The organism is Microbacterium sp. PAMC21962, from assembly GCF_019443465.1.
GTDB classification, from domain to species: Bacteria; Actinomycetota; Actinomycetes; order Actinomycetales; family Microbacteriaceae; genus Microbacterium; species Microbacterium hominis.
Genome location: NZ_CP080381.1, coordinates 1,487,667 through 1,507,833, shown reverse-complemented (window position 1 = coordinate 1,507,833; position 20,167 = coordinate 1,487,667). Strand labels below are relative to the sequence as shown.

The 20,167-nt window shown below is 70.6% G+C and carries 19 protein-coding genes and 1 tRNA gene; 14 read left to right on the top strand and 6 right to left on the bottom strand.

Annotated features, from left to right (window positions below):
- Positions 1-34 precede the first annotated feature (34 nt).
- The 7 genes from KY498_RS07345 to KY498_RS07315 all read left to right on the top strand — a co-directional run bounded on the left by KY498_RS07345 (position 35) and on the right by KY498_RS07315 (position 7,753).
- Entirely contained in the window at positions 35-1,195 is a 1,161-nt protein-coding gene (locus tag KY498_RS07345) for a hypothetical protein (RefSeq protein ID WP_191008061.1), read from the top strand.
- Between the two features lie 40 nt (positions 1,196-1,235).
- Positions 1,236-2,852 (top strand): hypothetical protein, encoded by a 1,617-nt coding sequence (locus tag KY498_RS07340; protein ID WP_191008062.1) that lies wholly within the window; start codon positions 1,236-1,238, stop codon positions 2,850-2,852.
- A 175-nt stretch (positions 2,853-3,027) separates the two neighbouring features.
- Entirely contained in the window at positions 3,028-4,125 is a 1,098-nt protein-coding gene (locus tag KY498_RS07335) for a WxL protein peptidoglycan domain-containing protein (RefSeq protein WP_223849511.1), read from the top strand.
- Positions 4,122-4,892 carry a hypothetical protein gene (locus KY498_RS07330; RefSeq protein WP_191009823.1) on the top strand — a complete coding sequence of 257 codons (771 nt, stop codon included), beginning with the start codon at positions 4,122-4,124 and terminating at the stop codon, positions 4,890-4,892. Before KY498_RS07335 ends, KY498_RS07330 begins: the two co-directional genes overlap by 4 nt.
- Positions 4,889-5,854 (top strand): sortase, encoded by a 966-nt coding sequence (locus tag KY498_RS07325; RefSeq protein WP_191008065.1) that lies wholly within the window; start codon positions 4,889-4,891, stop codon positions 5,852-5,854. Before KY498_RS07330 ends, KY498_RS07325 begins: the two co-directional genes overlap by 4 nt.
- A gap of 193 nt (positions 5,855-6,047) precedes the next feature.
- Complete coding sequence (locus tag KY498_RS07320) at positions 6,048-6,863, top strand: phosphate ABC transporter ATP-binding protein (RefSeq protein ID WP_191009640.1); 816 nt, start codon at positions 6,048-6,050, stop codon at positions 6,861-6,863.
- Positions 6,864-6,868: 5 nt separating this feature from the next.
- Positions 6,869-7,753 carry a lytic murein transglycosylase gene (locus KY498_RS07315; RefSeq protein ID WP_191008066.1) on the top strand — a complete coding sequence of 295 codons (885 nt, stop codon included), beginning with the start codon at positions 6,869-6,871 and terminating at the stop codon, positions 7,751-7,753.
- On the opposite strand, the gene KY498_RS07310 is transcribed toward KY498_RS07315, so the two are convergent.
- Complete coding sequence (locus tag KY498_RS07310; RefSeq protein WP_060958313.1) at positions 7,638-8,126, bottom strand: hypothetical protein; 489 nt, start codon at positions 8,124-8,126, stop codon at positions 7,638-7,640. The genes KY498_RS07315 and KY498_RS07310 overlap by 116 nt on opposite strands.
- 122 nt (positions 8,127-8,248) lie before the next feature.
- Here KY498_RS07310 and KY498_RS07305 point away from each other — a divergent pair, with 122 nt between their 5' ends.
- From KY498_RS07305 to KY498_RS07290, 4 genes are all read left to right on the top strand, one after another.
- On the top strand, positions 8,249-9,550 hold the full coding sequence (locus tag KY498_RS07305) for an aspartate kinase (protein ID WP_191008067.1): 1,302 nt from the start codon (positions 8,249-8,251) through the stop codon (positions 9,548-9,550).
- A gap of 146 nt (positions 9,551-9,696) precedes the next feature.
- The gene (locus KY498_RS07300; protein WP_060958315.1) at positions 9,697-10,770 is read left to right on the top strand and encodes an aspartate-semialdehyde dehydrogenase; all 1,074 of its coding nucleotides are present in this window, start codon (positions 9,697-9,699) and stop codon (positions 10,768-10,770) included.
- Between the two features lie 165 nt (positions 10,771-10,935).
- Positions 10,936-12,369, top strand: a complete 1,434-nt coding sequence (gene mqo, locus KY498_RS07295) for a malate dehydrogenase (quinone) (protein WP_232784042.1) — start codon at positions 10,936-10,938, stop codon at positions 12,367-12,369.
- Between the two features lie 19 nt (positions 12,370-12,388).
- Positions 12,389-12,991 (top strand): thymidine kinase, encoded by a 603-nt coding sequence (locus KY498_RS07290; RefSeq protein WP_101305814.1) that lies wholly within the window; start codon positions 12,389-12,391, stop codon positions 12,989-12,991.
- Here the strand turns inward: KY498_RS07290 and KY498_RS07285 are convergent.
- Positions 12,984-13,820, bottom strand: coding sequence for a DUF1295 domain-containing protein (locus KY498_RS07285; RefSeq protein ID WP_191008068.1), 837 nt, complete (start codon positions 13,818-13,820; stop codon positions 12,984-12,986). The two genes, KY498_RS07290 and KY498_RS07285, sit on opposite strands and share 8 nt — an antisense overlap.
- A 103-nt stretch (positions 13,821-13,923) precedes the next feature.
- On the opposite strand from KY498_RS07285, the gene KY498_RS07280 reads away from it, so the two are divergent.
- Positions 13,924-14,661: a FadR/GntR family transcriptional regulator gene (locus tag KY498_RS07280; protein WP_061782357.1), complete on the top strand. Its 738-nt coding sequence runs from the start codon at positions 13,924-13,926 to the stop codon at positions 14,659-14,661.
- A gap of 38 nt (positions 14,662-14,699) precedes the next feature.
- Here KY498_RS07280 and KY498_RS07275 read toward each other — a convergent pair whose 3' ends face one another.
- From KY498_RS07275 to KY498_RS07260, 4 genes are all read right to left on the bottom strand, one after another.
- A complete protein-coding gene (locus tag KY498_RS07275; RefSeq protein WP_060958320.1) occupies positions 14,700-15,464 on the bottom strand; it encodes an HAD-IIB family hydrolase in 765 nt (254 codons plus the stop codon).
- 72 nt (positions 15,465-15,536) lie between these two features.
- Positions 15,537-15,610, bottom strand: a tRNA-Pro gene (locus KY498_RS07270).
- Between the two features lie 16 nt (positions 15,611-15,626).
- Positions 15,627-16,622, bottom strand: coding sequence for a metallophosphoesterase (locus KY498_RS07265; protein ID WP_191008069.1), 996 nt, complete (start codon positions 16,620-16,622; stop codon positions 15,627-15,629).
- Positions 16,619-19,195 (bottom strand): transglycosylase domain-containing protein, encoded by a 2,577-nt coding sequence (locus KY498_RS07260; protein ID WP_191008070.1) that lies wholly within the window; start codon positions 19,193-19,195, stop codon positions 16,619-16,621. Before KY498_RS07260 ends, KY498_RS07265 begins: the two co-directional genes overlap by 4 nt.
- Before the next feature lie 88 nt (positions 19,196-19,283).
- Here KY498_RS07260 and KY498_RS07255 point away from each other — a divergent pair, with 88 nt between their 5' ends.
- Both KY498_RS07255 and KY498_RS07250 read left to right on the top strand, forming a co-directional pair.
- Positions 19,284-19,502, top strand: a complete 219-nt coding sequence (locus KY498_RS07255) for a DUF4177 domain-containing protein (RefSeq protein ID WP_061782358.1) — start codon at positions 19,284-19,286, stop codon at positions 19,500-19,502.
- Entirely contained in the window at positions 19,499-19,966 is a 468-nt protein-coding gene (locus tag KY498_RS07250) for a RidA family protein (RefSeq protein WP_191008071.1), read from the top strand. Before KY498_RS07255 ends, KY498_RS07250 begins: the two co-directional genes overlap by 4 nt.
- The last annotated feature ends 201 nt before the right edge of the window (positions 19,967-20,167 follow it).

Sequence of the window (20,167 nt, the reverse complement as noted above, 5' to 3'; positions counted from 1 at the left end):
ACCAACGCAGTACCCGACAAGGAAACAGGAACACATGAAACTCCAGAAGTTCGCGGCCATCGGTGCCGCGGTCGGCGTCGCCCTCGCAGGCTTCGGCGTGAGCGCTGCTCACGCCGACCCCGTGACCGACGGATACTCGATCGTCGGCTCGGACACGCTGCAGGATGCGGTCAGCGCGCTGGCCAACGGCACCAACATCACGGGCCCCTCGGTCAAGGCGACCGGCGCGGGCAAGGCCCTGGCATCCTGGGACGCCTTCGCCCTCGGTGTCACCGGCGGCGTCGGCAAGATCCAGACCAAGCCCTTCGGCCCGACGTTCGACCGGCCCAACGGCTCGGGTGCCGGTCGCAACGCGCTGCTCGCGTCGATCGGCGGCGTGGGCGGCAACTCGTTCACGTACAACAACGTCAACATCAAGGACCAGGTCGACCTCGCGCGCAGCTCGTCCGTCTCGGGCACGCAGGGCAGCGTCCTCACCTACATCCCCTTCGGGCAGGACGCGATCTCGTTCGTGTTCAAGGTGGGCGCCTCCGGCAGCGGTGACGCGGCCGCGGCCAAGGACTGGGTGTCGGGTCTGTCCTCCGCCCAGCTCAAGTCGATCTACACGTCCACCTCGGCCTCCCCGGTCGCGGCCGGCTCCTCGGGCTACGTCGTCAAGCCGCTCGCCATCCAGTCGAGCTCGGGCACCTGGACGACTTTCCTCAGCAAGATCGGCGTCACCAGCATCGGCAGCGGTGTGGACACGCGCAACAACTCGATCCCCGAGAACGACGGCACCGTCCTGACCCCGGGGACCGACGAGATCCAGCTGATCCCGGTCTCGGTCGCGAACTACATCGGCCAGGTCAACGGCGCCTCGCGCATCAACACCTTCAACGCCGCCACGCTCGTCGGCACCATCGACGGCCTGCCGAGCCCGTTCACCGGCACGCTGAGCTTCAACGGCACCGCCGGCACCAGCACGCTGGTCCCGAACTCCGACTTCTACAACAGCGCGAGCTGGGGTCGCACGGTCTACATCGTCGTCCCGACGGCGAAGCTCTCGGACGCGGGCCTCGGCGAGCTCCTCGACACCAGCTCCCCGCAGAGCCTCACCTACTGGGGCACCTCGAACTCCCCGGCCACCACCAAGGCCGTGAAGCTCAAGTTCGGTTTCGCCAAGCCCGTCGGTGACACCGTCACCCGCAACGGCTGATCCCCTCGTCGCGCAGACAGAGAAAGAGAACACGATCCTCATGAACACCAACACCCTCACCCGAGGACTGGTCGGCCTCGCGGCCGCCGCCGCCCTCGTCCTCGTCCCGACGCTCGGCGCGAGCGCGGCGATCGTCCCCACCGTCGGCTCCACCCACGACGTCTACCTGATCGATGTCGAGGAGGGCACCCCCATCACGGAGGGCGCGTCGCTCAAGTGGAACAAGGGCGTGCTCGCCGCGCCCGAGGCCAGCGACACGGACTTCAACAGCTACTTCTCGATCCCGGCCGGTGCCGACTCCGTCGTGAAGTTCATCTCGCCCCGTGGCAAGGAGGCCGACCAGTCGCAGTGGAACGCCTACGCGGCGCTCGGCTTCACCCCGAACCCCGGCATCCAGCTCCCCAACCTCCAGCCGAGCTCGCTGACCAGCAACGGTCAGGGCAGCCCGTCCGGCATCCGCTCGGTGTTCACCGCGGCGGGCTCCTACACCGGCGGCGAGTACTCGCTCGGCATCGCGTTCCTCAAGAACGGCGGCTCGCAGGTCGTCGAGACGGACTTCGTCTTCGTCGACGTCGTCGCGACGTCCGACTTCAACCAGGGCACCTGGACGTTCTCGACGCCGCACCCCGCCGTCGCCCCGACGGTGACGACGCAGCCCGCCGACGCGTCGGTGATCCTCGGCAACTCCGCGACCTTCACCGCGGCCGCGTCGGGCTCGCCCGCGCCCGCGGTGCAGTGGCAGTCGTCCACCGACAGCGGTGCCAACTGGGCGGATGTCGCGGGTGCGACCTCCGCATCGCTCACGGTCGCCAACACGACGCTGGCGAACAACGCCGCGCGCTACCGTGCCGTCTTCACCAACACGGCCGGCTCCGTCACGACCTCCGCCGCGACGCTGACCGTGATCGACTCGGTGCCCACCGAGCCGACCGGCTCCGACGCGCACAAGGTCACCATCACCGACCCGGCCGACGGGGCGAAGACGATCACCGTGCCCGCGGGCGTGGCCAACGCGAACAAGACGCTGCAGGCGTGGGCCTGGTCCACCCCGACCAGCCTCGGTCAGGTGACGACGGACGCCAACGGCGACGCGCTGGTGAACATCAGCGGCCTGCCGGCGGGCGCGCACACGGTCGCCCTGACGCTCCCGGCCGACCCCGACGTGCTCGCCTGGGGCACGTTCACCGTCCCGGTCGCCTCCTACCCCGACAAGACCGCCACCGCCGACGTGCAGGCGACGGTCACGGCGAGCGACCTGTGGTCGCTGAACGCGGAGAAGTCGGCGATCAACTTCGGCAACGTCGCGCGCAGTGCCACGGCGGCGACCCAGTCGCTCGGCAAGGTCACCGTCGTGGACGACCGCAACGTGCTGAAGGGCTGGGACCTCAACGTCGGCTGGACCTCGTTCACGAACGCCGCCAACGACGAGATCCCCGGCACGGCCCTCACGGTCACCCCGAAGGCCTACACCGGCTACACGCTCCTGGACGGTGTGACGCTCGGCTCGACGGGCACCAAGATCGCCCAGAGCGCCGCGGGCGTGTCCACCCTGACGAGCGGTGCGCTGTTCGACGCCGACCTCGTCTTCACCGCGCCCAAGGACGCGAAGGTCGGCGAGTACCACTCGACGCTGACCCTCACGCTCGCCTCCAAGTGAGTCGAGCCCTCCACTGAGAACCGGTGAGGGGAGGCCGCCTGCGGCCTCCCCTCACTGCGTGTTCGTGCGCAGCGCGGCATCCGTCATCTGCGCGAACGATCTCGATCACTCCCCGTTCACCCCCGCGACGACGCTGCGTCGCCGCCATCTGCGGAAATAGACCGTGCTCTCCTCGTTGACCCGATCGAGGGGCCGCATCCAGCCTGTGCTCGGTGCGTTCCTCCTGCTCGCCCTCGCCCTCGCTCCGCTGGGCGTCCCCGCTGCGGCCCACGCCGACGACGACGGCTCGACCGACACGACGGTCGGTGTGGCCACCCGCCCCGCCGGCGCGGACGGCCGCCCGGACGATCGCACGCGCTTCGCCTACTCCGCCGACCCCGGCCAGAGCGTCACCGACCAGGTGCTCGTCGGCAACACCGGCACCGAGAGCCAGGACTTCACCGTGCTGGCGACCGATGCCTACAACGGCACGAACGGCGACTTCTCGCTGCTCGCGTCGGCTGAGACGCCGACCTCCGTCGGGGCGTGGGTCCGCTTCGAGAACGGGGAGAACCGCATCCAGTTCTCCCTCGCCCCCCAGGAGGTCCGCCTCCTCACGTTCACCGTCGCCATCCCCGCCGACGCCACCCCCGGCGACCACGTCGGCGGCATCGTCGCGTCGGTCGTCGAAGACGGTCAGCAGGTGAGCCTGGACCGCCGCGTGGCGACCGCCGTGTTCGCCCGGGTCTCCGGCGAGCTGCAGCCCCGGCTCACGCTGGCCAGCTTCGACGCGACCTATCAGGGCGACTGGTGGAACCCGTTCGGGGGCTCCCTGAAGGTCCTCTACACCGTCGACAACCCCGGCAACGTCGCTCTCGCCGCCAACCTGACGATGAGCGCGGCCACCTGGTTCGGCGTCCCCGTCACCGCCGAGCGCGGCGGCAGCATCCCGGTGCTGCTGCCCGGCAACTCCGCGACCTACGAGTTCGAGCTGCCGGGCATCGCGCAGTGGGGCTACCTCAACCCGAGCGCGCTCCTGAATCCTTTCGTCGACGCCTCGGATGCCGCGCTCCAGGTGCCCGTCGCGCCCGTCTCCCGCGACACCGTGGTGCTCGTCCTGCCCTGGAGCGTGGTGATCCTCGTCGCGCTCATCGTGGCGGTCGTCCTCTTGGTGCGCCGGCGTCGCCGTCGTGACGAGGAAGCCGCCCGGGAATGGATCGCCTACACGGAGAGCCAGGCGGCCGCCGCAGCGGAGGCGAGGCTGCGCGCCGCCTCCGGGGCGGTCGACGAATGACCGCCCTCCGGCGCACGCCGTGGGCCGTCGCGCTGCTGGGCGCGGTCGCCCTCTTCACCCTGCTGCCGATCGCGGGGCTCGGGGCCCGTGCCGACGACGGCGTCGACGACAGCGGCAACGTGTCGGTGACGGTCGTCGACGGGTCGACCCCGTCGCCCAGCCCGTCGTCCACCGCGAGCCCGCGGCCCACGACCCCTCCCGCTCCCGGATCGTCGTCGACGTCCGGCGGGTCCGGCGGCGGGGGAGCGGCCGGCGGCGCGTCGGGAGGCTCGGCGCCGGCCGGCACCGGCGCAGCCGACGACGTCAGCATCGCCGGCATGGTCTACATCGGGGGGATCAACTCCTCGGTCGCCCTCTCGCCCGACCCCGGCAGCGGTGAGGTGACGCTGTGGCTGACCGTGCGCAACGCCTCCACCCGCACGATCGACCTGACGGTGGACTTCTGGATGGAGAGCGTGCTGTTCGGCGTCCCGCTCGATCAGACGCGCGGTGTCGCGGTTCCGGCGCTGCAGCCGGCCGAGGTCCGGGTCGTCTCCACCCGCCTGCACGGCGCCGGACAGTGGGGCCTGGTCGACACCCACGCGACGGTCACCCCGCCGGCGACCGTGGACGGTACGGCGCTGACGCCGGTGACCCGCGACGCGCTGGTCTTCGTCTTCCCGTGGGTGAGCGTGCTCGTCGCGGCCGTGATCGTCATCGGGCTGCTCGCGTGGCGCGCGGTCGCCCTCGCCCTCGCCGCCGAGCCGCCGGCGGAGGCCGCGGCATGACGCTGTTCGAGGAGCGGACCCAGATCGTCGCCCCGGCCCCGGCGGCGCCGGCGAGCCCGCCGCCCCCGCGGCGCCCCCGTCGGATGCCGCGGCCGGTCCCGCAGTACGCGCCGCTCACCGCGGGGCAGGCGCTCGCGCGCGGCATCCTGGCGCTCGTCGCCGCGCTCGCGCTCGCCTTCGTGTTCCACCTGCTGATCCTCAGCCACGTCCTCCACTTCGCGGCGCAGCAGCAGCTCTCCGACACGTATCGCGCGCAGCTCGCCGCGGGAACGGCGCCGGTGAGCGAGGGCGACTTCGACGACGTCCTGCTCGCCGACGGCGTGCCCGTCGGGATCATCGAGATCCCGCGCCTGGGCATCAGGGAGGTCATCTCCGAGGGCACCTCCTCGGGGGTGCTGACCGGCGGCCCCGGACACCGCCGCGACACGGTCCTGCCCGGACAGGTGGGGGTGAGCGTCGTCATGGCTCGTGCCGCGGCGTTCGGCGGGCCCTTCGGCCGGTTGCAGTCGCTCCAGCCGGGCGACACGTTCGAGGTCCGCACCGGCCAGGGGGCGAACACCTTCGAGGTGCTCGGCGTGCGCTACGCCGGCGACCCCACCCCGCCGGCCCCGGCGCGCGGGGAGAGCCGTCTCATCCTCATGACCGCGCGCGGGGCTCCGTACGTCCCGACGGGCATCGCCTACGTCGACGCGACGCTCACCTCCCCGGCGCAGCCGGCCGGCGCCCGCCAGACGACGCCCGTGACGCTGGCGCCGTCGGACCGGGCGATGGCCACCGACACCTCCACCGTGTGGGCGCTCGTGTTCGCGCTGCAGTTCCTCGTCGCCGCCGAGGTGGCCGCGGTCTGGGCGTTTCGTCGGGTGGGCGCGCAGAAGACCTGGATCGTCTTCGTGCCGGTCCTCCTCCTCGCGAGCGTCTTCGTCTGCGATCAGCTCGTCCGCCTCCTTCCCAACCTCCTCTGACTCGGAGCCCCCCATGTCTGACGACGTCGAACCCTCCCGCGCGGCCCACCGCGCCGAGCGGGCGAACCGCCCCCGCTTCCTCGGCCGCACGAGCGGACGTGCGCCCGCCCCGTCGGAACTGGTGATGGCGGGCGGCGAGTTCGCCCTCTCTCCCGCGCCGGGCGGAGCCGTCGTGGTCGGCGGCGCGCCGGCGATGCACGCGGATGCCGTCGGCGCGACGGCGGTCCCGGTGCCGCCGTCGCAGCTCGAGGCGCGCGCCATCTCGGCCTGGTTCGGCGACCACCAGGTGCTCCACGACGTGTCGCTGCAGATGCCCGCCGGTCAGGTGACGGCCCTCATCGGCCCGTCCGGCTGCGGAAAATCGACGTTCCTGCGCATCCTCAACCGCATGCACGAACTGGTGCCCTCGGCATCCCTCGCCGGTGAGGTGCTGCTGGACCACGACGACATCTACGACGCCGGCCACCGTCTCGTGGATGCCCGCAAGAAGATCGGCATGGTCTTCCAGAAGCCCAACCCCTTCCCGGCCATGTCGATCTACGACAACGTCGTCGCGGGCCTGAAGCTCGCGGGCATCCGTGCCAGTCGCAGTGAGAAGGACATGCTCGTCGAGACCTGCCTCACGAAAGCGGGACTGTGGCGGGAGCTGAAGGACCGTCTGCGTGCGCCCGGCGGCGGCCTGTCGGGCGGGCAGCAGCAGCGCCTGTGCATCGCGCGCTCCCTCGCCGTGCGGCCGCGGGTGCTCCTGATGGACGAGCCGTGCTCGGCGCTGGACCCGACCTCCACGCGCGTCATCGAGGAGACGATGACCGAGCTCGCGCGCGAGGTCACGATCGTCATCGTCACCCACAACATGCAGCAGGCGCAGCGGGTCTCCCAGCAGTGCGCGTTCTTCCTCGCCTCGCAGGGCCAGCCCGGCCACATCGTCGAGCACGGCGACACCGACGCGATGTTCTCCTCCCCGATCGACCCGCGCACCTTCGACTACGTCAACGGCCGCTTCGGCTGAGCGCGATGCGGGCGGGTGGATGGTGGTCGCCGCGCGACGGGATGTTGATCGCCGTCGCCGGGGCTCTGATCGCGGTGTTCGTCGGCGGGGTGATCGCCCACGCCGAGACGCCGCGTCCGCCCGCGCCTCTCGCCTCCTCGGCGAGCGGTCCGGTCGAGGCGGTCGAGCCGGTCGAGCAGGTCGCTCCGGTCGTCACGGCTCCCGCCGCACGCGTCGACCCCGCGTGGCTCGCCCGCACCGCCGCGGCCACCGGCATCCCCGCCCGCGCCCTGCGGGCCTACGCGGGCGCCCAGCTCACGGTCGCCGCCGAACAGCCCTCGTGCGGGCTGGGGTGGAACACCGTCGCCGCGATCGGGGCGATCGAGTCCGACCACGGGCGGCACGGGGGAGCGGTCCTGGGCGAGGACGGCCGCTCGACGCCCGCGATCCGGGGGCCTGCGCTGGACGGCGACGGCGTGGCCGCGATCGCGGACACCGACGGTGGGCGGTGGGACGGCGACGCGGTGTGGGACCGCGCGGTCGGGCCGATGCAGTTCATCCCCGACACGTGGGCGCGCTGGGGCGGCGACGCCGACGGCGACGGCATCGCCGATCCGAACCAGATCGACGACGCGGCGCTCGCGACGGCGCGCTACCTCTGCGGTGCGGGCACGATGACGGATGCCGACGGGTGGCGGGCGGCCGTGTTCGGGTACAACCACCTCGACGTCTACGTCGACGATGTCGCCGCCCTCGCGAACCGCTACTCCGCGGCCGCCGCGCGCGCCGCGCGCCTCAGCGCAGCACCTCGACCAGCACCACCCACGACACGAACAGCGCCGAGACGATCGCCGCGATCGCCCCGACCGCCAGCCAGACCAGTCCGCCGCCGGATCCCGTCAGCGCGATGATCCCGCCCGCCGCGTACAGCAACGGCGTGACGAAGGCGACCGCGGCCTTGCCCGCCCGCAGGCGGTTCTCCGGGTGATGGTTCTGGAAGATGCGCACCGCCGCGACGGCGGCGAAGACCGTCGTGAGGGCGGCCGCGCCCACGACGACCGCGCCGTATGCGGTGATCGTCAGATCCGGGAACAGCCCCACGGCGCACACGATGCTCGCGAGGATCAGCCCCGCGATCCCCGACGCGACGCGGGACGTCAGGGATGCCGCCGTGATGACGACCTGGATGTTCACGCTGGCCGCGACGATGACCAGACCCGCCAGTGCGGCGGTCGCGCCGAGCATCGCGACGTTGTACTCGTGCCAGTTCTCCAGCGCATCCATGCTCGCAGGATAGTGGCCGCCGGCCGCCGTCACATGGCTCGGCGGGCATGCGCCGCTCTCTAGGATGGGGAGGTGGGCGCGGCATCCGAGTGCCCGTCGACATGTCTTCAGGAGTTCCACACGTGGCGCTGATCGTCCAGAAGTACGGCGGCTCGTCCGTCGCCGACGCCGAGAGCATCAAGCGGGTCGCGAAGCGCATCGTCGACGCCCGACGCGCCGGGCACGACGTCGTCGTGGCCGTCAGTGCGATGGGCGACACGACCGACGAGCTGATCGACCTCGCCGCGCAGGTCGCTCCCATCCCGGCGCCGCGCGAGCTCGACATCCTGCTGAGCTCGGGCGAGCGCATCTCGATGGCGCTGCTGGCGATGGCGATCCACTCGATGGGCTTCGAGGCACGCTCGTTCACCGGCAGCCAGGCCGGCATGATCACGACCGCCGACCACGGCTCGGCGCGCATCGTCGACGTCACGCCCGTGCGGCTGCGCGAGGCGCTGGACGAAGGGGCCATCGTCATCGTCGCGGGCTTCCAGGGCTTCAACCGCGACACCCGCGACATCACGACGCTCGGTCGCGGCGGCTCCGACACGACCGCCGTGGCGCTCGCCGCCGCCCTCGACGCCGACGTCTGCGAGATCTACAGCGACGTCGACGGCATCTTCACCGCCGACCCCCGCGTCGTGCCGAAGGCCCGCAAGCTCGAGGTCGTGTCCGCCGAGGAGATGCTCGAGCTCGCCGCCAACGGCGCCAAGGTGCTCTACATCCGTGCCGTCGAGTACGCCCGCCGGCACGGCGTCATGATCAACGCCCGCTCCACGTTCAGCTCCGGCCGCGGCACCTTCGTGCTCGGCCCCGGCATGTCCGTCCCCGAAAGCCTCGCTCCCGACAGCACAGAGGAGTCCCCCATGGAAGAGCCCATCGTCGCCGGTGTCGCCACCGATCTCGGCCAGGCCAAGATCACCGTCATCGGCGTGCCGGACGTTCCCGGCAAGGCGGCCGAGATCTTCACGGTGATCGCCAAGTCGGGGGCCAACGTCGACATGATCGTCCAGAACGTGTCCGCCGCCGCCACGGGCCGCACCGACATCTCCTTCACGCTGCCCAAGTCGGATGCCGCCACCGCTCTGCGGGCGCTCGCCGCCGAGCAGGCCGGCATCGGATTCGAGAGCCTCGTGCACGACGACCAGATCGGCAAGCTCTCCGTCGTCGGCGCCGGCATGCGCACCCACTCGGGCGTCTCGGCGACGCTGTTCGAGGCGCTGTCGACCGCGGGCGTGAACATCGAGATGATCTCGACCTCGGAGATCCGCATCTCGGTCGTGCTGCGCGGCGACGACCTCGCCCAGGCCGCCCGCGTCGTGCACACGGCCTTCGGCCTGGACAGCGACACCGAGGCCACGGTCTACGCCGGCACCGGCCGCTGACGGCCCCAGCACACGGCATCGCGCCCGGAGCGGGCCGTCCGCCCCACACGGGCCGATATGGCGGGCATCCGCCGTCCTTCGGCAGATCGCCTGCGCTCGGCCGGCGATAGAATCACTCAACCCCACCTCTCTCGCAAGGATCCCTCATGACCCGCATCTCTGACTCAGGACTGAACGTCGCCGTCGTCGGCGCCACCGGACAGGTCGGCACGGTCATGCGCGAGATTCTCGCCGAGCGCTCGTTCCCGATCCGCGAGCTGCGGCTGTTCGCGACGGCCCGCTCGGCCGGCACGGCCGTCGAGTTCGGCGGCGAGACCGTCATCATCGAAGACATCGCCACGGCGGATCCGACCGGCATCGACGTCGCCCTGTTCAGCGCGGGTGCGACCGGCTCGCGGGCGCACGCCCCGCGCTTCGCCGAGGCCGGCGCGATCGTCATCGACAACTCGAGCGCGTGGCGCATGGACCCCGAGGTTCCGCTCGTGGTCAGCGAGGTCAACCCGCACGCGACGGTGAACCCGCCCAAGGGCATCATCGCCAACCCCAACTGCACCACGATGGCCGCCATGCCCGTCCTCAAGCCCCTGGATGCCGCCGCGGGCCTGGAACGGCTGATCGTCAGCACCTATCAGGCCGTGTCGGGCTCGGGCCTCGCGGGCGCCCAGGAGCTGCTCGGCCAGGTCGAGGGCGTGCTGGCCCAGGGCCACACGCTCGATCTCGTCCACGACGGATCGGCCGTCGACTTCCCGCAGCCCGAGAAGTACATCGCCCCCATCGCGTTCGACGTCATCCCCTTCGCGGGCAACCTCGTCGACGACGGCGACAACGAGACCGACGAGGAGAAGAAGCTCCGCAACGAGAGCCGCAAGATCCTCGAGCTGCCCGAGCTCCGGGTCGCCGGCACGTGCGTGCGCGTGCCCGTCTTCACCGGCCACTCGCTCTCGATCCACGCGGAGTTCCGCGACGACATCACCCCCGAGCGGGCCCGCGAGATCCTGGCATCCGCTCCCGGGGTCGCGCTGGAGGAGGTGCCGACGCCGCTGCAGGCCGCCGGCAACGACCCGAGCTACGTCGGCCGCATCCGCGCCGACCAGTCCGCGCCCGAGGGCAAGGGCCTCGTGCTGTTCATCAGCAACGACAACCTGCGCAAGGGCGCCGCGCTCAACGCCGTGCAGATCGCCGAGCTCGTCGCCGCCCGCCTCACCGCGACGACCGTCTGACGCCACGGCGCACGCCCGCGGCATCCGTGGAATTGAGCGCGGGCGAAAGAACGGCGAGAGTTCACGGCGAGGGATGCCGCGGCACGCGGAGACCGTGCAAAACGGCACCTAGACTGGATCATTGTGAGTGAACCCGTCGACGTCGTCCTGATCGGCGGTGGCATCATGAGTGCCACCCTCGGAACCCTGCTGACGCAGTTGCAGCCGGACTGGAAGATCGTGGTGCTCGAGCGGCTCAGCGATGTCGCCGAGGAGTCCTCGAACGCCTGGAACAACGCCGGCACCGGTCACGCGGCGCTCTGCGAGCTCAACTACATGCCGGAGGCCGCAGACGGCTCCGTCGACCCGGCCAAGGCCATCGCGATCAACGAGCAGTTCCAGCAGAGCCGCCAGCTGTGGTCCAGCCTGGTGGAGCGCGGCGTCCTGGACGGCCCGTCCACCTTCATCAACGCGACCCCGCACATGACCTTCGTGCGCGGGGAGAAGGATGTCGCGTACCTCAAGAAGCGCTACGAGGCGCTGCGCACGCAGCCGCTGTTCGAGGGCATCGAGTACTCCGAGGACTCCCGCGTCATCAACCAGTGGGCGCCGCTGCTGATGCAGAAGCGGAAGAAGGCCGACGAGCCGTTCGCCGCCACGCGCGTGCCGGCCGGCACCGACGTCGACTTCGGCTCGCTCACGCGCCAGCTCTTCTCCCACCTGCAGGAGCAGGGCGTGGAGGTCGTGACCAACCGCGAGGTGCGAAAGCTCCGCAAGAACGCCGACGGCACCTGGAAGGTGTCGTACCGCCACACGCTCGGGCGCACGCCCGGCAGCTTCTCGGCGCGGTTCGTGTTCGTGGGCGCCGGCGGCTGGGCCATCAAGCTCCTGCAGTCCTCGCGCATCCCCGAGATCTCCGGCTACGGCGTCTTCCCGATCGGCGGGCAGTGGCTGAAGACCTCGAACCCCGCGATCGTCGCGCAGCACAAGGCGAAGGTGTACTCGCAGGCCTCGGTCGGCGCGCCGCCCATGTCGGTGCCCCACCTCGACACGCGCGTCGTCGACGGCGAGGCCTCGCTGCTGTTCGGCCCGTTCGCGACCTTCAGCCCGAAGTTCCTCAAGAACGGTCGCATCACCGACATCGTCGCGCAGGTGCGCCCCGGCAACATCGGCCCGATGCTCAAGGTCGCCGTCGACAACCCCGGGCTCATCAAGTACCTCGTCAGCGAGCTGCTGAAGAACCACAAGAAGAAGGTCGACTCGCTCCGCGACTTCATGCCCACCGCGAAGGACGAGGACTGGGAGCTGCTCCAGGCCGGCCAGCGGGCACAGGTCATGAAGAAGGACCCGCAGAAGGGCGGCGTCCTGCAGTTCGGCACCGAGGTCGTCACCTCCGCGGACGGCTCGATCGCGGGTCTGCTGGGTGCCTCCCCGGGGGCGTCGACCGCGGCATCCATCATGCTCGGCCTTCTCAAGACGTGCTTCCCCGACCGCATCGCCGAGTGGGAGCCGGAGCTGCGGGCGCTCATCCCGAGCTACGGCTCGACGCTCAACGGCGACCCGGCTGCCGCGGACGCGTCGCTGACCGCGACCTCCGCCGTGCTGGGCATCAACCGCTGACCCGCGGCATCCCCCTCGCATGGCCAAGCTCTATTTCCGCTACGGAGCGATGAACTCCGGAAAGTCGACGGCGCTGCTGCAGGCCGCGTTCAACTACGAGGAACGTGGACAGCACGTCCTTCTGGCCAAGCCGGAGATCGACACGAAGGGTGCCGACCAGATCTCCAGCCGGCTCGGGGTGGAGCGCGAGGTCGACTTCCTCATCGCTCCGGATGCCGATCTGCGTGCGCTCGTCGCCGAGCACGCAGCCCGCTACGACGGCGCGGTCGCCTGCCTGCTCATCGACGAGGCCCAGTTCCTGACGCCGGAGCAGGTCGACGACCTGTTGCGGATCGTGGTCGACGACGGCATCCCTGCTCTCGCGTACGGCATCCGTACGGACTTCCAGACCCGTGCCTTCCCGGGCTCTGCGCGCCTGCTCGAGCTCGCGCACAGCCTCGAAGAGCTGAAGACGATCTGCCGGTGCGGGAGGAAGGCGCTGTTCAACGCGCGGCTCGTGGGCGGGCGGTTCGTCTTCGACGGCGATCAGGTCGCGATCGACGAGCTGTCGCACGAGAAGGTGACCTACGAGTCGATGTGCGCGGAGTGCTATCTGCGCGAGTCGGGCGGCCGCCTCAGCTGACGGCGCCGCGCGACGCTCCGCGGCGTCGGGGGAGCGGCACGAGCATCGACGTCGTCCGGCGGTAGTCGGCGTATTCCGGATACTTGCTCGCCGAGATCGACTCGGTGAACACGGTCGAACCCAGGAACAGCAGGGTCAGCAGCACGGCGCCGACGATGGTGGGATTGACCACCCCGCCCCAGAAGCCCGCGCCCGCGAGGACCGCGGACGTCGCCCCGATCGCGTAGAAGACCCACCACTGCGCCTGTTCGAAGAAGAAGTTCGGATGCCGGCTGTAGGCGAACAGCCCGCGGGTGAGGAACCCGGTCGCCTCTCCCCGCGCTTTGGCGCGATGGAACTCCCACTGCTGCTGGTCGGCGACGGTCTCTCCACTCAGCATCCCGAGGAAGAGCAGGGCCAGGATGACGTCTGCGGGTGCCAGCGGGGCGGGATGCTGCCAGGCCGTCCAGGCGGGCAGGGTGATGAGCACCAGGAGCGTCATCTGGTACAGGACGATGAACAGCAGGTTGAAGAGCTGGAAGAGTGCGGCCGGCATGCGCGCGCGGAGGATCGCCCACCGGTAGTCCTCGACTCCCGAATATCCGCCCTTGCGGGCGAAGTTGAACGTCAGCCGGGCGCCCCACGCCGTGACAAGCACGGCCATCAGCACGAGTCTCGCGGCATCCTGACCCGACGCGAGCCCGGCCGCGGCGAAGATCCAGACGTACACGACGGGGACGATCGACCACAGCCGGTCGACCCACGACGTGTCGCGGGTGAGGAGGGAGGCGATCCAGCAGAAGGCCGACGCGAGTGCGGCGACGACGATGACGGCCAGAAGCGGGTCCATTCTCCGAGCGTAGGGCCGGAGTCCGACACGGCGAGGATTTTTGCCGGTCCGTCCGACGTGCGCTAATGTGGCCTGACCATATAGGAAGCGGCGGGAGGCGACGATGACGGAGAACGCTCCGGCGCGCGCATGGCGTGTGGTGCTCGAGAAGATCGAGGCCGATCTGCTGAGTGGGGCCCTCGGCCCCGGCGACCGGCTGTCGCCCGAGCGCGAGCTCGCCGCGACCCTCGGCGTGGGGCGCTCCAGCGTGCGTGAAGCGCTGCGCGTGCTCGAGGTCATGGGGCTCATCCGCACCGCGACGGGCTCCGGTCCGACGGCGGGCGCGATCGTGACGGCGACGCCGCACGGCGGTCTCGCCCAGCTGCTGCGCCTGCAGGTGGCCGCCCAGGGCTTCCCGATCCCCGACGTGTACGAGACGCGGCTCCTGCTGGAGGAGTGGGCGGTCGCGCATCTGGCCGATCTCGACGAGCCCGATCTTGCCGAGGCGCGCGCGACGCTCAAGGCGATGGAGGATGCCGGCCTCACGGCCGACGACTTCCTCGCGCTCGACGCCCAGTTCCACTTGCGCCTCACGGATGCCGCGGGCAACGTGGTCGTCGCCGCCACGATGGCGGGCCTGCGCACCACCATCGAGAGCTACATCCGTGCCGGCGCGCGCCGGATCGACGACTGGGACGCCACGGTCGCGCGGTTGCACCGCGAGCACGGCGACATCCTCGCCGCCATCGACGACGGCGACGCCGCGCGTGCGCGCGACCTCGTGCGGGCGCACATCACGGCCTACTACGCCGACGCGGGCATGCCCGCGCCCTCCGACGCCGTCGTCCCGACGGAGGGTTGAGCCTCCGCCCGCCTCCGCCCGCCCCCGCCCTCAGGGCGTCAGCGCAGCGGGAGCGTCGGGATCAGCGCCGTCAGGTATTCGGCGGTGTGCTCCCAGCCGTCGACCGCCTGGCAGGTCACGCCCATCGCGAGCACCGGGTAGTCGTTGCCGTGCTCGTCCAGACGGTCGCCGACGAAGAGCATGTCGTCGAGCGGGATGCCGGTGACCTCGGCGAGCTTGCGCATGCCGTAGGCCTTGTCGATGCCGCGGTGGGTGATGTCGACCGAGGTGGAGCCGCCGGAGCGGACCTCGAGGTCGGGGATGCGCGCCGCGACGGCGTCGCGAAGCGCGTTCTTCTTCTCTCCCGTCGGGTCCCAGGCCATCTTGGCCTCGAGCGGGGCGGTCTGTCCGAGCGCCGAGAACGTGATCTGGGAGCCGCGATCCTCGAGGATGTCGCCCCAGGGCTCGGCCTCCCACAGTCCGAGGCGCTGGGCCTCCTCCTCGACGGCGGCGAGGGCGCGGGACTTCTCGTCCTCCGTCAGGGCGTGCGCGTACACCGTGCGCACTCCGTCCGCCTCGAGTCGGTAGTACTGCGTGCCGCACGTGGGCATGAGGTGGAACCGGTCCAGCGTGGCCGCATCGGCGGCCGGGAGCCGGTCGACGACCTGCGTCTGGAACTGCTGCAGCTGCCCGCCGGAGATGATGGCCACCTCGACGCGTGCGGCGAGGTCGAGGAGCAGATCGCCGATGCGCGCATCGATCGCGCTCTTGGACGGCGCGAGGGTGTCGTCGAGATCGAAGGCGATCAGGCGCGGGGTGGTCATCGGGTGTGCTCCCATCCGGTGAGTGAGCCACGAGAGGCTCCGCCTGACGATACAGGCGGAGCCTCTCTGCTGTCGGGGTGACAGGATTTGAACCTGCGGCCTCTTCGTCCCGAACGAAGCGCGCTACCAAGCTGCGCCACACCCCGTGGCAACCCCCCGAGTCTACCCCGGCAGGGGCCGTGCTGACGAATCGAGAGGGCCATCGATTGCGTCGCGGGCGCGCAGGGTGAGCACCGAGGCCTCCGGACGGCATCCGAAGCGCACCGGCGCGTAGATCGAGTGTCCGAGTCCCGCCGACACGTTCAACGGGACGCGGCGACCGGCGGCGCTCCAGCTGCTGAGGCCGCGCGCCTGGTCGAGCGGGATGTCGCAGTTCGCGACGATCGCCGACCGCGAGAAGGGGACCCGCACCTGTCCGCCGTGCGTGTGGCCCGCGAAGATCGCCTCGGCTCCCAACTCGACGAAGCGGTCGAGCACGCGGCGGTACGGGGCGTGAGTGACGCCGACCGCGAGGTCGGGGGCGGGCGAGCGCCGGAAGGCGCGGGGGCGTCGAGCGGCGTCGAGAGCACCGGGGAGGGCTGACAGGTCGTCCCACTCGCGGTGCGCGTCGCTGACGCCGAACGTCTCGAGTCGCAGGCCCGCCACCTCCAGCATCGCGGCCGTGTTGTTGAGATCGGTCCAGCCCAGCTCGTCCGCGAAGTACGCGTTCATCGCGGCCGTGTCGAGCCGCTCCGCGCGGTGCGGACGTGAGGACGGCCCCTGGAAGTAGCGCAGCGGGTTGCGCGCCGACGGACCCGTGACGTCGTTCGAGCCGTGGACGAAGACGCCCGCGACGGAGCGGAGAGGAGCGAAAGCGGTGCGGATGCCGCGCAGCCCGTCGGCGTGACCCAGGTTGTCGCCGGTGTTCACGACGAGGTCGGGCTGGGTCGCCTCGGCCAGGCGCGCGATCCACTCCTGCTTGCGGTGCTGCCAGGGCGCCATGTGCGCATCCGACAGATGGAGCACGGTGATCGACGGCGAGCCGACCGGAAGGATCGCGAGCTCATGGCGGCGCACCGTGAACAGGAACCGCTCGATGCACGTGCCCCAGACGGTCGCCCCGACGGCGACCGCCCCCGCCGCCGAGACGGCAGCGAGGGCGGTACGACCGGGCGTCACGAACGTCCGCCGCAGTTCTTCGCCTGATACTGGACGGTCACCTGCGCGCCACGGCTCACCACGGTTCCGGCGGCCGGGTCGGTCCCCGTCACGGTCCCGTCGTCGCTGGCCGTGGGGGAGACGGTGCACTGACCGGTGACGGCGAAGCCGGCGGCCTTCAACGTGTCCTGGGCGTCCTTCCAGGTCGTGAACCCGCCCGGCACCGCCACGCCCTGGCCGTTGCTCGGACGGATCGTCACCGTCGTGCCACCCGCCACGCGACCGGCGCCGGGGTCCTGCTGGATGATCGTGCCGGCCGCTTCCGTGCCGTCCACCGCGTCGCCGACCGTGACCGAGAACCCGGCCGCCTGCAGCGTCTGGGTGGCCCGGTCTACCGTCATGCCGATCACCGAGGGGAGGTCGGCCAGCTGGCGCTTCGTGAGCGCGGCGTCGGGGCCGGGGAACGCGTCTCCGCCGAACTTCGCGTTGGCGGCGCCCTGCATGGCGGGCCAGATCGAGTTGCGGATGCGCGAGAGGACGTAGCCGTTCTCGTAGTGGTCGCTCAGCAGCGCGTCGCCCTCCACGTTGCCGACCCAGACCACGGTCGCGACCTTCGTCGACGAGCCGTCCATCCAGGTGTGCAGGTACTCGTGGATACCGGTCTTGCCGAACACCGGGACGCCGTCGCCGATCCGTGCGCCGGAACCCGTGCCGCTCATGACGCCCTCCAGCGTGTACGCGGCGGTGTTCGCCACGGCCTCGCTCATGGCGGGGGAGCAGTTCGTCTGCGGCGTGATGTCGTTGCCGTCCGCGTCGAGGGCCTTGTCGATGGACTTCGGCTGGCAGAGCACGCCCTTCGCGGCGATCGAGGCGTAGACCTCGGCCATGTCCAGCGGCGCGACGGGCTGGTCGCCGAGCACGTTGTACGCGAGGTTCGTCTGATCGAGCGGGCTGCCGTCACCCATCATGACGCCCATCTTCATCGCGAGCTGGTTCGTCGAGCAGACCGAGATCTTCTCGGCCATCGTGAGGAAGCCCGAGTTCAGCGAGTCGCGGGTGAAGTTGTAGACCGTGCCGGTGTAGCCGGGGTTGTTCTCGAAGTTGCCGACCTGTCCGCCGCCGCTGTTACCGGCGACCACGTTCTGGATCGTGCCGTTGCATTGGTCGATCTTCTTGGCTCCGACGCGCCCGTTGAGGGTCTCGTTGACGGAGTGTCCCTGCTCCAGCCAGTTCAGCAGGCTGAAGACCTTGTAGGTCGATCCGGCCGAATGTCCGCCGCCGCCGCCGTTGATGGCACGCACGTTGTAGTTGACCTGGGTCGTGGGACCGTTGGTCGCGGCATCCTCGATCGAGTACGGACGGTTCTGGACCATCGACAGGATGCGGCCGGTACCCACCTCCACCTGCACGCCGGAGGCGCCGAGGTTCATGTAGTCGACGGTCGCCGGGACGATCGAGATCGCGTTGAGCCCGTCCTGCTGGAGAGTCGGGTCGAGCGTCGTGTAGATCTTCATCCCGCCGCGCCGGAGGTTGGCGGCGCGCGTGTCGTCATCGTCGCCGAAGGCGGGGTCGGTCAGCAGGATGGTGCGCACGTACTCGCAGAAGAACTCCGCGCCGGCCGCCGTCTGGCAGCCCTGCGTGCGGTCGGTGATCTTGGGCTCGATCGGCGAGGCCTTCGCGGCGTCGTACTCCTCCTGGGAGATCTTGCCGTTGTCGAGCATCCGGCCCAGGACGTAGTTGCGACGCTCGAGCGTCAGCGCGTAGCCGTCGGCGGCGCTGTTGACGGGATTGCCCGCCTTGTCGGTCGTCGAGCCGTCGGGGCGGTCGATGCGGTACACGTTCGGCGCCTGCACCATGCCGGCGATGGTCGCGGCCTGCGCGATGGTGAGGTCGGCGGCCGAGACGCCGAAGTAGTGCTGCGCAGCGGCTCCGATGCCGTAGACGAGGCCACCGAAGTTCGTGATGTTGAGGTAGCCGAGGAGGATCTCGTCCTTCGAGTACATCTTCTCCAGCTGGATGGCGTAGCGCATCTCCTGGAGCTTGCGCTGGTAGCCCTCGGCGCCCTCGTTGGCGGTCGTCGTGGCGTAGCAGGCGCTCACTTCGTCGTCGTTGGTGGCCTTGCGCTCGCAGTTCTGCTGCAGCACGTTCTTGACGTACTGCTGGGTGATCGAGGATCCACCACGGTTGGAGCCGCTGGAGGCGTTGCCGACGAGCGCGCTCACGGTGCCGAGGAGGTCGACGCCGCCGTGCGTGTAGAAGTTCTTGTCCTCGCTGGAGATGATCGCGTCGTACATGACCGGGTTGACCTGGTCGAACGTGACCGGGATGCGGTTCTGGTCGTAGAACTCCGCCATCAGCATGTCGTTGCCGTTGGCATCCTTGCGGTACATCTCGGTCGGCAGCATCAGCGGGTCGATCTGCAGGAAGCCCGGCATGTTCTCGAACGTGTCGAGAGCGCTCGAGGCCGCGTACCCGGAGACCGCGATCGCGGGAGTCACTGTCGCGGTGATGAGGATGCCGGCGACAGCGCTCAGACCGACGAGTCCCGCGAGGCCACCGAGCACACCGGTGGCCGTCCGTTTGAGTTGGGGCATAGGCTTGATGGTAAGGGACAACCCTGGGGGATCCCTCGGTGCGCCGGGGCGCGCCCCCCGCTCCATCGCACCGATTCCGGGAGTTCGCATGACCACGTGGGAGTACCTCACGACGCCCCTGTTGATCCACAACACGGCCGCCATCCTGAACAACTGGGGCAAGCAGGGGTGGGAGCTCGTGCAGGTCGTGCCGGGGCCGGAAGGCGGACTGGTCGCCTACTTCAAGCGGCCGGTCGGCGGCGGCGCCGCCAACGGCGGGCTCGGAGCCGCGGCCGTGGCCGCCCAGCAGTTCGGGGAGGACGCGTGAGCATCGCCGCCCGCCTGAGCGAGCTCGGCATCGAGCTGCCCGCCGTCGTGCCGCCGGTCGCCGCGTACGTGCCCGCCGTCGTCCACGGCGATCTCGTCTACACGTCGGGCCAGCTGCCCATGATCTGCGGCGCGCTTCCGGCGACGGGCAAGGTCGGCGAGGGGGAGGGGCTCGTCCCGGCATCCGAGGCGCAACGTCTCGCGCGGCAGAGCGCGCTGAACGCCCTGGCGGCCGCCGCCGCGGCGGTCGGCGACCTCGAACGCCTCACCGGTGTCGTCAAGCTCACCGGCTTCGTCGCGTCGGTCCCGGACTTCACCGGGCAGCCCGGCGTGATCAACGGAGCGAGCGAGGTCCTCGGCGAGATCTTCGGCGAGGCCGGCCGACACGCACGATCAGCGGTCGGCGTGCCCGTCCTTCCCCTCGACAGCCCCGTCGAGGTCGAGGTCGTCTTCTCCTTCGCCTGACCCGTGCCCAGGGGGAGGCGTCGGCGATGACGCACTTCCGCCGGGCCGTGAATTAGGTTAGCCTCACCTAAGAGCTTGGTGAGAGCCGGGGCGGCGACTGTTGGTAGCGGCAGCCGCCCCGGCGCCTCATCGGCTCATCGAGCGCCCGCACGTGTGCGGGCGCCGCACCGAGTGCCGAGAGGCACTCCAACCCTACTGATT

Coding starts and splice junctions, on each gene's coding strand:
- KY498_RS07315 (WP_191008066.1), top strand. CDS start 6,869: ATGCGGGCGGGTGGATGGTGGTCGCCGCGCGACGGGATGTTGATCGCC.
- KY498_RS07320 (WP_191009640.1), top strand. CDS start 6,048: ATGCACGCGGATGCCGTCGGCGCGACGGCGGTCCCGGTGCCGCCGTCG.
- KY498_RS07260 (WP_191008070.1), bottom strand. CDS start 19,195: ATGCCCCAACTCAAACGGACGGCCACCGGTGTGCTCGGTGGCCTCGCG.
- KY498_RS07330 (WP_191009823.1), top strand. CDS start 4,122: ATGACCGCCCTCCGGCGCACGCCGTGGGCCGTCGCGCTGCTGGGCGCG.
- mqo (WP_232784042.1), top strand. CDS start 10,936: ATGAGTGCCACCCTCGGAACCCTGCTGACGCAGTTGCAGCCGGACTGG.
- KY498_RS07275 (WP_060958320.1), bottom strand. CDS start 15,464: ATGACCACCCCGCGCCTGATCGCCTTCGATCTCGACGACACCCTCGCG.
- KY498_RS07325 (WP_191008065.1), top strand. CDS start 4,889: ATGACGCTGTTCGAGGAGCGGACCCAGATCGTCGCCCCGGCCCCGGCG.
- KY498_RS07340 (WP_191008062.1), top strand. CDS start 1,236: ATGAACACCAACACCCTCACCCGAGGACTGGTCGGCCTCGCGGCCGCC.
- KY498_RS07300 (WP_060958315.1), top strand. CDS start 9,697: ATGACCCGCATCTCTGACTCAGGACTGAACGTCGCCGTCGTCGGCGCC.
- KY498_RS07310 (WP_060958313.1), bottom strand. CDS start 8,126: ATGGATGCGCTGGAGAACTGGCACGAGTACAACGTCGCGATGCTCGGC.
- KY498_RS07290 (WP_101305814.1), top strand. CDS start 12,389: ATGGCCAAGCTCTATTTCCGCTACGGAGCGATGAACTCCGGAAAGTCG.
- KY498_RS07345 (WP_191008061.1), top strand. CDS start 35: ATGAAACTCCAGAAGTTCGCGGCCATCGGTGCCGCGGTCGGCGTCGCC.
- KY498_RS07285 (WP_191008068.1), bottom strand. CDS start 13,820: ATGGACCCGCTTCTGGCCGTCATCGTCGTCGCCGCACTCGCGTCGGCC.
- KY498_RS07255 (WP_061782358.1), top strand. CDS start 19,284: ATGACCACGTGGGAGTACCTCACGACGCCCCTGTTGATCCACAACACG.
- KY498_RS07280 (WP_061782357.1), top strand. CDS start 13,924: ATGACGGAGAACGCTCCGGCGCGCGCATGGCGTGTGGTGCTCGAGAAG.